This window comes from Buchananella hordeovulneris (genome assembly GCF_001907235.1).
GTDB lineage: Bacteria > Actinomycetota > Actinomycetes > Actinomycetales > Actinomycetaceae > Buchananella > Buchananella hordeovulneris.
Genome location: NZ_MQVS01000012.1, coordinates 1 through 11,962, shown reverse-complemented (window position 1 = coordinate 11,962; position 11,962 = coordinate 1). Strand labels below are relative to the sequence as shown.

10 protein-coding genes are annotated in these 11,962 nt (G+C 70.3%); 2 read left to right on the top strand and 8 right to left on the bottom strand.

All coding sequences use genetic code 11. The features are described 5' to 3' along the window. Positions 1-55: 55 nt before the first annotated feature. The 3 genes from BSZ40_RS09840 to proB are packed head-to-tail and all read right to left on the bottom strand — an operon-like array spanning position 56 to position 3,460. The gene (locus BSZ40_RS09840; protein WP_073825877.1) at positions 56-985 is read right to left on the bottom strand and encodes an NAD(P)-dependent oxidoreductase; all 930 of its coding nucleotides are present in this window, start codon (positions 983-985) and stop codon (positions 56-58) included. Between the two features lie 45 nt (positions 986-1,030). Continuing rightward, the gene (locus tag BSZ40_RS09835) at positions 1,031-2,305 is read right to left on the bottom strand and encodes a glutamate-5-semialdehyde dehydrogenase (protein ID WP_073825874.1); all 1,275 of its coding nucleotides are present in this window, start codon (positions 2,303-2,305) and stop codon (positions 1,031-1,033) included. 60 nt (positions 2,306-2,365) lie between these two features. After that, positions 2,366-3,460: a glutamate 5-kinase gene (gene proB, locus BSZ40_RS09830; protein WP_245794007.1), complete on the bottom strand. Its 1,095-nt coding sequence runs from the start codon at positions 3,458-3,460 to the stop codon at positions 2,366-2,368. 138 nt (positions 3,461-3,598) lie between these two features. On the opposite strand from proB, the gene BSZ40_RS09825 reads away from it, so the two are divergent. Continuing rightward, positions 3,599-4,885 (top strand): D-tagatose-bisphosphate aldolase, class II, non-catalytic subunit, encoded by a 1,287-nt coding sequence (locus BSZ40_RS09825; protein WP_073825871.1) that lies wholly within the window; start codon positions 3,599-3,601, stop codon positions 4,883-4,885. Positions 4,886-4,998: 113 nt separating this feature from the next. On the opposite strand, the gene BSZ40_RS09820 is transcribed toward BSZ40_RS09825, so the two are convergent. Beyond that, on the bottom strand, positions 4,999-5,337 hold the full coding sequence (locus BSZ40_RS09820) for a VOC family protein (RefSeq protein WP_073825868.1): 339 nt from the start codon (positions 5,335-5,337) through the stop codon (positions 4,999-5,001). A 447-nt stretch (positions 5,338-5,784) separates the two neighbouring features. Here BSZ40_RS09820 and BSZ40_RS09815 point away from each other — a divergent pair, with 447 nt between their 5' ends. Next, the gene (locus BSZ40_RS09815) at positions 5,785-6,603 is read left to right on the top strand and encodes a hypothetical protein (RefSeq protein WP_073825865.1); all 819 of its coding nucleotides are present in this window, start codon (positions 5,785-5,787) and stop codon (positions 6,601-6,603) included. Positions 6,604-6,667: 64 nt separating this feature from the next. Here BSZ40_RS09815 and obgE read toward each other — a convergent pair whose 3' ends face one another. From obgE to BSZ40_RS09795, 4 genes are all read right to left on the bottom strand, one after another. Beyond that, positions 6,668-8,191 carry a GTPase ObgE gene (gene obgE / locus BSZ40_RS09810; RefSeq protein ID WP_073825862.1) on the bottom strand — a complete coding sequence of 508 codons (1,524 nt, stop codon included), beginning with the start codon at positions 8,189-8,191 and terminating at the stop codon, positions 6,668-6,670. Between the two features lie 76 nt (positions 8,192-8,267). Then, complete coding sequence (gene rpmA, locus BSZ40_RS09805) at positions 8,268-8,525, bottom strand: 50S ribosomal protein L27 (RefSeq protein ID WP_073825859.1); 258 nt, start codon at positions 8,523-8,525, stop codon at positions 8,268-8,270. A 32-nt stretch (positions 8,526-8,557) separates the two neighbouring features. Further along, on the bottom strand, positions 8,558-8,878 hold the full coding sequence (rplU, locus tag BSZ40_RS09800) for a 50S ribosomal protein L21 (protein ID WP_073825856.1): 321 nt from the start codon (positions 8,876-8,878) through the stop codon (positions 8,558-8,560). Between the two features lie 153 nt (positions 8,879-9,031). Further along, entirely contained in the window at positions 9,032-11,626 is a 2,595-nt protein-coding gene (locus tag BSZ40_RS09795; RefSeq protein WP_245794014.1) for an Rne/Rng family ribonuclease, read from the bottom strand. Positions 11,627-11,962: the final 336 nt, after the last annotated feature.

Below are 11,962 nucleotides of genomic sequence, written 5' to 3'. Positions count from 1 at the left end.
CCCTGCCCCACGCGCTTCGGCCGCCGCGTGGCAGCGGGGGCGCGGCCCGGACCGCTTAAGCGACGATGTTTAGCGGCCTGGCCCCGGCGGCCAACCGCTGGAGTTGAGCGGCCAGCAGCGCCACGATCCGGGGCCGCATGGCCGCCGAGTGGCCACCGATGTGGGGAGTGAGCAGGGCGCCATCCGCCTGCCACAGCGGGTGGTCGGCGGGCAGCGGCTCGGGGTCGAAGACGTCGGCGGCCAGGCGCAGGCGGCCCGCCAGCACCTGGGCGGTCAGAGCCGCAGTGTCAACCACGGGGCCGCGGGCAACGTTGACCACGAGCGCATCGTCGGGCAGCAGCGCCAACTCCGCAGCACCGAGCAGACCGCGGGTCTGGGTGGTGAGCGGCACGATCAGCACCACAATGTCTGCGTGCGGCAATAGTTGGGGCAGCTCGCTGACGGCGTGGATGGGGCCGTGTTCGTCGCTGCGGGCCCGGCGCCCCACCCGGGTGAGATTCACCTCGAAGGGGGCCAGGCGCCGCCGGATGGCTTCCCCGATCGCCCCCACCCCGACCAGCAGCACCCGGCTGTCGGCGAGTGCTCTGGTGGGCGCGGGCTGCCAGCTCCGGGCGCGCGCCAGGCGCGGCAGATCACGTTGGGCGGCCAGGATGAGGGCCAGGGCCAGCTCGGCGGTCGAGGCATCGTGCACGCCGCGGGCGTTGGCCAACGCCACTCCGGCGGGCAGGATGTGCAGCAGGTTGTCGTAGCCCGCGGATTGGGCCTGCACCAGCCGCAGGTTGGGCAGGTCCGTCAGGGTGCGCCACTGCGGGGCGGGCCGGAAGTAGGGCAGCACGGTGCACACGACGTCGTCCGCGGCCGCACCCAGCACCGTGCGGACCGGTTCGTTCCAGTCCCACACGGCCAGGGTCAGGCCGAGCGCGGCCGCCTCAAGGCGGGCGTGCAGTGCCGCCACCAGGTCAGGGTCAGGCAGGGTGATAAGCATTACCCCACTCTACGGCGGCCCCACCTGCCCACCCCGCGGGCGGTCTCAGGCCCGCACGTGCCCGTCGCCCTCAATCAGCCACTTGGTGGTGGTCAGGGCCGCAAGTCCCATCGGGCCGCGGGCGTGCAGCTTCTGGGTGGAGATGCCAATCTCCGCCCCCAGGCCGAGCTGACCGCCGTCAGTGAAGCGGGTGGAGGCGTTGACCGCCACGGCCGCCGCGTCGACCTCGGTGGTGAAGCGCTCCACCGCACGGATGTCGGTGCTGACGATGGCCTCGGTGTGGCCCGAGGAGTAGGTGCGGATGTGCTCCAGGGCCGCCGCCAGGTCGTCTACCACGGCCACAGCCAGTTCGTAGTCGAGGTATTCGGTGGCCCAGTCGGCCTCGGTGGCGGGTTCCACCGGCACGGCTCCGGCCAGGGCGACGGTGCGCGGGCAGCCGTGCAGCCGCACCCCGGCGGCCGCCAGGTCCGCCAGCGCGCCCGGCAGGAAGCGCTCGGCCACCGCTGCGTGCACCAGCAGCGTCTCCGCCGCGTTGCACACCCCGACCCGCTGCGTCTTGGCGTTCAGGGTGATCGCGTGGGCCCAGGTGAGGTCGGCCGCCGCGTCGACGTAGAGGTGGCAGTTGCCCACCCCCGTCTCAATGACCGGCACCGTGGCCTCCGCGATGACGGCCTGGATGAGCCCAGCACCGCCGCGGGGAATGAGCACGTCGATCAGGCCCCGGGCCTGCATGAGGGCCGCCGCCCCCGCCCGCCCCCATTGGTCGACGCTGGCCACCAGGGCGCCCGGCAGGCCCACCGCTTCCAGCCCCGCCCCGATGGCGGCGACGAGGGCCTGATTGGAATGGGCGGCCGCGCTACCGCCGCGCAGGAGCGCCGCGTTGCCGGCCTTCAAAGCCAGGGCGGCGGCGTCAACGGTCACGTTGGGGCGGGCCTCGTAGATCATGCCGACCACCCCCAGCGGCACGCGCAGCTGGCGCACCCGCAGGCCGTTCGGCAGGCGCTGCCCGGCCACCACCTGCCCCACCGGGTCGGGCAGGGCGGCCACCTCCCGCACCGCCTGCGCGATTGCCGTCAGGCGCTCGTCGGTCAGGGCCAGGCGGTCGCGCAGGCTAGGGGCCATGCCTGCGGCTTCAGCCGCCGCCAGGTCGGTAGCGTTGGCGGCCAGGATTTGCGGGGTGTGGGCCGCCAGCTGGGCGGCGATCGCCTCCAGGGCGGCGTTCTTCTCCGCGGAGGTGGCGGTAGCCAGGGTGCGGGCCGCGGTGCGCGCCGCGCGCGCCAGCGCGGTGACACCAGGGTGGACGGGTCTCTGTTCAGCCATAGCCCTAACTTAGGGCACGGCCGCCGCGGGCAGACAGCGCCGTCCAGTTAGCGACCGGCCTCAGAACAGGGCCAGGTCGTCGCGGTGGACCACGGGACGCGCCGCCTCCCCGGGGCCCGTGGACAGCAGGGCCCGCACGTCGTCGGCGCCGTAGGCGCTGATGCCGCGCCCCACGACGGTGCCGTCGGGCGCCGCGAGCTCGACGACGTCCCCGGCGGCAAACCGGCCATCGACCTGGGTGATGCCGGGGGCCAGGAGGGACCGGTGGTCGCCCACCACGGCGCGGGTGGCCCCGGCATCGAGCCACACGGTGCCCGCCGACGGGGCGGCGTGGGCCACCCAGGCTCGCCGGTTGCCGCCGTGCCGCCCGGTCGGCTCGAACCAAGTGCCGACGCTGTGCCCCGCCAGGGCGGCAGCCAGCTGATCGGCGCTGGTGAGCACCACGGCGATGCCGGCGGCCGCGGCGGCGCTGGCGGCCGCCGTCTTGGAGACCATGCCGCCCGTGCCCAGGTCCGAGCCGCGGCCGGTGACGTCTAGCTCCGCAAGGTCGGCTGGGCCGCGCACTACCTCAATGCGGCGGGCCCCGGGGCGGGAGGGGGGCCGATCGTAGAGCCCGTCGACGTCGGTCAGCAGGAGCAGCACGTCGGCGTGCAGCAGCTGGGCCACCAGCATGGACAGGCGGTCGTTGTCACCGAAGCGGATTTCCTCGGTGGCCACGGCGTCGTTCTCGTTGACGATCGGCACCACGCCGAGGGCCAGGAGCTTTTCTAGGGCCTGGGTGGCGTTGGTGTAGTGGCTGCGCACGTGCAGGTCGTGGGCGGTCAGCAACACCTGGGCGACCTGTAGGCCGTGGGAGGCGAAGGCGTCGCGCCAGTGGGCCATGAGCACACTCTGCCCGACGGAGGCCACCGCTTGGGCCGTGGCGAGGTCTTTGGGGCGGGTCGGCAGGGCCAGGCGGCCGCGCCCGGCGGCCATCGCCCCGGAGGAGATGATGACCGGGGCCTGCCCGGCCCGGCGGGCGCGGCTGACGGCCGTGGCGATGTCATCTAGCCGGTTGAGGTCGAGGCGGCCGTCGGGGCGCGTGAGGGAGGAGGAGCCGATCTTGACGACGATGCGGGCCGCGTTGGGCACGGCCGGGCGGCTGATGGTCTCCACGGTGTCCTCCCTGGTTTTGCTCCCATGCTAGCGAGGTGGCGGCGGTGGGGGTCAACGGTGCCCACGCCCGCCTGGCTTTGCCACTTTCTGCTCGTATAAGATAGGTAACGAGCAAATGGCTTCAACGAGGAGGACTCAATGACCAACCCATTCGGCGAGACGATCGCGGCCCACAAGGCCGGTGCGCCCGTCGGCATCTACTCCGTGTGCTCGGCCCACCCGCTGGTGCTGCGCGCGGCCATCGACCAGGCTTTGGCCGACGACGCCTACGTCCTCATCGAGGCCACCTCCAACCAGGTGGACCAGTTCGGCGGCTACACCGGGATGCAGCCAGCCGACTTCCGCGACCTGGTGCACTCCATCGCCGACGAGGCCGGGCTGGCCCGCGACCGTATCGTGCTGGGCGGCGACCACCTCGGCCCCAACCGCTGGCAGGGCGAGGAGCCGGAGTCCGCGATGGCCAAGGCCGACGATCTCGTGGCCGCCTACGTGGAGGCCGGCTACACGAAGATCCACCTGGATTGCTCCTTCTCCTGCGCCGGGGACCCGTTCCCGATCACCGACGAGATCGCCGCCGAGCGGGCCGCCCGCCTGCTAAAGGTCGCCGAGGAGGCCGCGGCGCGGGCGGGCACGGCCGGGCAGGTCCGCTACGTCATTGGGACCGAGGTGCCCGTGCCCGGCGGGCACGCCGAGGAACTGGGGGTCATCACGCCCACCTCGAAGGAGGCGGCGGCCGCCACCCTGGCCGCCCACCGGGCGGCCTTCGAACGGGTGGGCCTGACCGACATTTGGCCGCGCATCGCCGCGCTCGTCGTCCAGCCGGCCGTCGAGTTCGACCACCTGAAGGTCATCGACTACGTCTCGGCGGGCACCGCGCAGCTGCGCACGGTACTGGACGACGAGCCCACCCTCGTCTTCGAGGCCCACTCCACCGACTACCAGACGCCGGAGAACCTCGCCCAGCTGGTGCGGGATCATTGGGCGATCCTGAAGGTCGGCCCGGGCCTGACCTTCAACCTACGCGAGGGCCTGTTCGCGCTGGCCAAGATCGAGGACGAGCTGGTCGCGCCGGACCAGCGCTCGCGCCTGATCGACGTGATCGAAGAGGTGATGGTGGCCGAGCCGGGTTACTGGCAGAAGTACTACGAGGGCGATGCGGCCGCGCTGCGGCTCGCGCGCCGCTTCTCCTACTCGGACCGGATGCGCTACTACTGGCCCAACGAGCAGATCTCCGCCGCCGTCGAAACGCTGCTGGCCAACCTGGACCAGGTGGGTATCCCCGAGCCGCTGGTCAGCCAGTTCCTGCCCCTGCAGTACGCCCGCGTGCGGGCCGGGCAGTTGGAGCTGACCGCCAAGGCGCTGCTGCTGGACAAGGTGCGCGACGCCATGCGCCCCTACGCCGCGGCCTGCTTCCCCGCCCAGTAGGTCCCCGCCTGCATAGTGTTGGGGCCCGGCCGTGCAGGCCGGGCCCCAACTGTCTACTTCCCGGCAGCGTGGCCGCGGCCCTTCCGCGGGCGAGACCGCGACTGGATGCAGACTCAGCGGGCGTAACCGTTGACCTGGAAGGCGAAACCGTCGGGGTCGACCAAGCGCAGCGCGAAGCCGAAGTCCTCCTCGGTGATCTCCCCACCGGGCAGCCCCGCCGCCACGAGGCGCTCCTGCACCGCGCTCAGCGGCTCGTCGGCCTCGAAGCAGAACTCCACCGGGCCCTTTTCGGGCTGGTCCGCCGGGGCCGGGTGCAGGGCCACCGCGCCCTGCCCGGCCGTCAGCACCTGCCAATCCGGTGCCGATGCCTGCGCATCGAACTGCAGACCGAGGGCCTCGTAAAAGGCGCGGGTGGCCGGGGAATCGGTGTATCGCAACGCAAGCAGGCGCATGGTTTTCCTCTCTCTTGCCTGACTCGCAGCGTAACAGGACAGCGGCTTCTCGAGGCAAGTGCCCGGGAGATTTTGCGGCTTCCTGCCCTCCCTTCTACCCAGCACTCTCGAAACAGGCCACCACCTAGAGGCTAGGATCGGGGCTAGTGTCCCCCAGCAACACGGCATCAAGGTAGACGACGTGTCTGGAGCTCACCCCGCCCGGGAGGCTAAGTAAAGGGATGTAACGGGAAAGATTGGATGCTTCTGGTGCAACAAACACTTATTCGACGCCTGGGGGAAGGGGCCTTAGCGGTAGCGCTAATGATCCCTGCCGCGGGGTGCAGTGCGATCGCGGGAGCGCAAACCGAGGACGGATCGGCAGCGTCGAGCATAGCCAGCACTTCCGCCCCGCCGAGCGCGAAAACAACCGCTTCACAGGTCCCGGTTGGTTTGCCGCCGACGGAGATGATAACGGAAAAGAACCTGGATATCTGGGCGCTGCCGACCGACCCATATATCGGCTGGCGGGAGGGAATCCTGGAGACTCATGCCTACGGACTCTTGGTCGATCAGTGCATGGAGCGGCACAATTTCCCGCAATACCAGCGAGGGTGGGATGCCTTCGCCCCGCGCGCTGATTTCCTCTCCCCCAGCGGGCAACAGCTCTTTAATGAGCGCACCGCCGCCCAATACGGTTACCGGCTGGGGGAAGAACCAGGGGACTTGGTGTGGGCCGAACGGCAGGCCCGTAGCCAGGGCGAAGATCCGGACGCGCAATACGGGCAGATTTACGCCGACCAGTTGTTAGTCTGCGAGGACGAAGCCACTCGCATTATTCATCCCGATATCGACCAGTGGGAGGATGCCCCGACCACCCCCACCCAAAAGACCATCTCCGAGTTAGACAAACTCGCCGTAGACCTGACCGCTGCCGACTTGCAGGCCGCGGCCGCCGCCTGGCGGGAATGCATGGCCCCGCTGGGTATTGCGGATCTGCCGGAGCGGCCCTGGCCCATGTCCTGGCCGCGTATTCCGGCCTCGCTGCGCACGGCGTGGAACTGGGAAACCACCAGCACCGCGTCAGCGGCAGAGATTGAGGTGGCTCTGCATGACGCCCAGTGTCGCACTTCTTCGGGTTGGCAGCAGACACTGTACGACCAGCAGTGGGCCCTGCACGCGGACTTCGTGACCAGTCACGCCGAGGAGCTGCGAGCCGTGCTCGACGAAATAGAAGCCCGAGAGCAACGCCTGCTTGCCCTCATCCGCGACCACTCCACGCCCTAACCACGCCGCGCTGCCCGCCCCGAGTCCGGGCGGGCAGCGCGGTCAACCTGGCGCGGCCCGGCCCCTAGTCGCGCTCCGGGTCAGTCCACACCCCATGCTCGCGGTCGGCCCGCAGCTCGGCGCGGGCCGCGGCCTTGGCATCCATGCGGTCCTTGTATTCGCGCCGTCGCTCAACGTTGGTGCGACGCTCACTCTGGCCGAGGCGAGCGTCGCTCCCGCGGGCCCCAAGCAGCTCGGCGCCCGTGGTCAGGGTCGGTTGCCAGTCGAAGATGACGCCGTCGGCGAGGTCGCCGACGATGACGGTGTCACCCGCGTTGGCTCCGGCCCGCAGCAACCCCTCCTCGACCCCGAGCTTGTTGAGTCGATCGGCGAGGTAGCCCACGGCCTCGTCGTTGGTGAAATCGGTTTGCGTCACCCACCGCTCCGGTTTGCGGCCCCGCACCTGGAAAGCTGGGCCGTCGGGCGTGGTCACCGCAGTAACCGTGAACTCGCTACCTGGCCGCCGCCCGACCGGCGTCGGCCGCAGCACCGCCCTCTCCTCCACCGCCGGGGCGGCCGCCCGCTCCCGCTGCACCATGCGGGCCAGCGCGAACGTCAGTTCCTTCAGGCCACTGTGGCTGACAGCCGAGACCGGGAAGACCGGCAAGCCGCGCGCCTCAATGTCGGCGCGCACGAACTCCGCCAACTCGGCCGCCTCCGGCACGTCAACCTTGTTGAGCACCACTAAGCGGGGCCGCTCCATTAAGGGCCGATGCCCGTGGGTGGCGTCCAGGTCGGCCGCGTATTGCGCCAGCTCCGCCTCCAGCATCTCCAGGTCGGACAGCGGATCCCGGTGCGGGTCCAACGTCGCGCAGTCCACCACGTGCACGATGACCGCGCACCGCTCGATGTGCCGCAAAAACTCCAGGCCCAGACCCTTGCCTTGGGCGGCGCCCGGAATGAGCCCCGGGACGTCGGCGATCGTGTACCGCGTCTCCCCGGCGCTGACTACCCCGAGGTTCGGCACCAAAGTGGTGAACGGGTAGTCCGCAATCTTGGGGCGCGCCGCCGAGACGGCCGCGATCAGCGACGACTTGCCCGCACTCGGGAAGCCGACCAAAGCGACGTCGGCCACCGACTTCAACTCCAGCACGACGGAGATTTCCTCCCCGGGCTCGCCCAGTAAGGCAAAACCTGGCGCCTTGCGGGTCTTGGAGGCGAGCGCCGCGTTGCCCAGGCCGCCCTGTCCCCCGGCCGCCGCCACGAAACGCGCCCCGGCGCCCACCAGGTCAGCCAAAACCTCGCCATCCTTGGACTTAATCACCGTGCCCGACGGCACCGGCAGCACCAGATCCGCGCCGTTCTTGCCCTGCCGCATGTCGCCCGCGCCCGCGGTGCCGGACTCGGCGCGCCGGTGCGGAGAACGGTGAAAGGCCAGCAGCGTCGTCGTCTGCGGGTCGACCTCAAAGATGACCGACCCGCCGTCACCGCCGTCGGCCCCGTCCGGACCAGCCAACGGCTTGAACTTCTCGCGCCGAATGGAGGCGCACCCGTTACCGCCGTTGCCCCCGGTGGCGTGCACCACCACCCGATCCACAAACGTGGCCATGTCTCTCCTTACCGTCTCCAAGCCGAAAGGGGCGAGCGACCCGACCGGTCACCCGCCCCTCTTCGTTTAACGCGTCTCAGGCCTCAGCCGCGACGACGTTGACAACCTTGCGGCCACGCTTGACACCAAACTCCACGGTGCCCGCCGCCAGGGCGAACAGGGTGTCGTCCTTGCCGCGGCCCACGGCCACGCCCGGGTGGAAGTGGGTGCCGCGCTGCCGCACCAAAATCTCCCCGGCCGCCACGACCTGGCCGCCGAAACGCTTCACGCCCAGGCGCTGCGCGTTCGAGTCGCGACCGTTGCGGGAGGAGCCGAGGCCCTTCTTGTGTGCCATGTCTGTTCTCTCCTTCTAGCTCGAGATCGCGCTTACTTGATGCCGGTGACCTTGACGGCCGTCAGCTTCGAGCGGTGGCCCTGGCGACGCCGGTAGCCAGTCTTGTTCTTGTAGCGCAGGATGGTGATCTTCGGACCGCGGCGCTCGCCAACGATCTCGCCCGTCACCTTCACCTTGCCCAGCTGGGCGGCTTCGGTGGTGACCTTGTCCCCGTCCACGAGCATCAGCGGGGTGAGCTCGACGGCCGCGCCGATCTCACCTTCCACCTTGTCCACGACGACGACATCGCCGACGGAAACCTTCTCCTGACGGCCGCCGGCCTTGACGATCGCGTAAACCACTTGTCTGCTCATTCCTGTAGTACGGGTACCCCAGGTGGGGCAATTGCTTAAGTGCGCGCCTGCGCGCGCCGACGTCCTAGATTACGGCAATGGCGCCACTTTGGCCAAGTCGCGGGGGCGGACGGCGAGTGTGACTCTTGTCCCGTCGCCCCCGCGGGGTGGCGGCTAGCTTTCGCTGGGTGGACTGGTCGGCTCCGCCGTCGCCACCCGGCGGCGCCGCCGCTTCGGCGCAGCGGGCACTGACCGCTCCGGCAGCACGATGTCAACCTGCGGCGGTTGCTCGCTCGCCCGCGCCGCCGCCTCTTTCTTGGGCGGCAGCTCCAACAGCGGGGTGGGGGCCGGGGCCTCCAGCAGCGGGGTGGGGGCCGGGGCCGACAGCGCCAGCGGATCGGAAGGGCCGACCGTGGCGGCCCGGCGGGCACGCCGAGTCCGCTTGGGGGCAGTCAGTTCCCCACTAACCGGGGGCACCACACTCAATTCGCTGCCAACGCTCGGCTCGCCCGAGGCCACGGTTTCTCCCGCCTGGGGAGCCGCGGCCGCCTCCGGCGCCACCGGTTCAGGCGCACCACCGGGGGCGGGAGCAGCTACGTCCACGCGAGCCACGCGCCGCGTGCGGGGGCGGCCGGGGCGCTTAACAGGCGCCGGGGTCTGTGCCGTCTCGGCAGGCTCCGGGCGGCCACTGTCGACCGCCGCCGCGTTAGCTTGGGCCTCTTCTTCCTCGTGGGCAACCGCCGCGGCCCGGGCGATCATCGCCAGCTTCTCGCGGGCGTCGGTCCGGTCCGCAGGCACGACGTGAATCTCTTCTTGCCGGGCCCGCCGGGTTCGAGGCGAGACCTCCGTGGGGGCCGCGTCCTTGGCAGCCGCCTTGGCCTTGGCGCGGCGCGGCTCGTCGCTCCCGCGCCGCCGCGCCGCGCGTTCGCTGGGCTCGCCGCTCTGCTCAACCGGGGCGTCGTGCACGATGAAGCCCCGCCCGTGGCAGCAGCTGCACTGGGTGGAAAAGGCCTCCACCAAGCCTTGGCCAACCCGCTTGCGGGTCATCTGCACCAGCCCGAGGGCGGTGATTTCGGTCACCTGATGGCGGGTGCGGTCCCGCCCCAGGCACTCCACTAGGCGCCGCAGCACCAGGTCACGGTTCTGGGACAGCACCATGTCCACAAAGTCGATGACGATGATGCCGCCGATGTCCCGTAGGCGCAGCTGGCGCACGATCTCTTCCGCGGCCTCCAGGTTGTTACGGGTCACCGTCTCTTCCAGGGTGCCGCCCGTGCCGGTGTACCGCCCGGTGTTGACGTCCACCACCGTCATCGCTTCCGTGCGGTCGATAACCAGGGAACCGCCCGACGGCAACCACACCTTGCGGTCCATGCCCTTGGCCAACTGCTCGTCGACCCGGTGGGCAGCGAACACGTCGGTGTCCTCGGTGTAGTGGACGAGGCGATCGGCCAGCTCCGGCGACATTTCCTCCACGTAGGCCGAGATGGTCTGCCAGGCCTGCTCCCCCGCAATCGTCAGGCGGGAGAAGTCTTCGTTGAAGATATCGCGCACCACCCGCAGGGCCAGCTCTGGTTCGCCACGCAGCACCACCGGGGCGCTCTTGGCCTTGGCGCGCTTGGCTTCAATCTCGGCCCACTGGGTCTTTAACCGTTCGACATCCTGCCGCAGCTGCTCATCGCTAGCGCCCTCGGCGGCGGTCCGCACAATGACCCCCGCTCCTGCCGGCACGATCTCCTTTAGCAGCTTCTTCAACCGGTTCCGTTCCCCGACAGGCAGTTTGCGGGAGATACCGGTCATGGTGCCGCCGGGAACCAGCACGAGGAAGCGGCCCGCCAGGGAGATCTGGGAGGTGAGGCGGGCACCCTTGTGGCCGATTGGGTCCTTGGTGACCTGCACCAGCACCTGATCGCCGGACTTCATCGCCTCTTCAATCTTGCGGGGCTTGCCTGACTGGTCCACTAGGTCCCAGTTGACCTCCCCGGCGTAGAGCACGGCGTTGCGGCCCTGGCCAATGTCGATGAAGGCCGCTTCCATGGAGGGCAGCACGTTTTGCACCCGGCCCAGCACCACCGAACCCACCCAGGTTTCCTGGGTGCGGCGCGCGACGTAGTGCTCGACCAGCAGGCCGTCTTCCAGGACCGCAATCTGGTCCAGGCCGTCCCGCTCCCGCACGATCATGTGTCGCTCAACCGACTCGCGCCGGGCCAAAAACTCGGACTCGGTCACCAGTTGCCGACGGCGACCAGCGGCACGGCCCTCCCGCCGTCGTTGCCTTTTCGCCTCTAGGCGGGTGGAGCCTTTGAGTGCGGTGACCTCGTCGCGGGAGCCCTCCTCGCGGGACCGACGCCGCCGCCGACGCCGTGACGACCCCTCAGCCTCCTCCGCGGCTTCACTGGGTTCCTCCTCCGGGGTGGGCTCGCTCGTCTCCTCTAAGACCTCCTCCTCCCCTTCGCCGCGATTCCGTCCGCGCCGCCCGCGCGAACCACGCCGCCGCCGCGTGCGGCTGGTGGCTGCCTCGTCACCGTCATCCTCGCCGCCCGCAGCGGCTGCTTCTTCGTTTTCTTCTTTCGCCGCGTCCTGCGGCGCGGTGGTCGGTTCCTCATCGCTGACTGCCCGCCGCCGACGCCGAGTGCGGGTCGATCCCGCGGTCTCCGTCTGGCTGTCTGCTTCCGTGGCCGCGGGTTCCGCTGCCGGAGCGGGGCGCGGAACCCGCCGCCGGGTGACGGATAGGTCAGGAGCTTGGAACAGCAGCGTGGCAGCAGGCAAAGCCAGAGTGGGCCCGTCCTGGGTCTCCTCGTTGCCCTCCTCCGCGGCAGCTGTCTGCGCTTGCGCCTCGACCGGGGCTTCCGGCTCGGCCACCGGGGTGGCGGCCTTGCGTCGGGTGCGCTTGGCCTTAACCGGCGCAGCCTCCTCGACCTGCCCCTCGCCTACCGTCACCGGCTGCGCCTCGACCGGGGCTTCCGGCTCAGCCACCGGGGTGGCGGCCTTGCGCCGGGTGCGCTTGGCCTTAACCGGCGCAGCCTCCTCGACCTGCCCCTCGCCTGCCGTCACCGGCTGCGCCTCGACCGGGGCTTCCGGCTCAGCCACCGGGGTAGCTGCCTT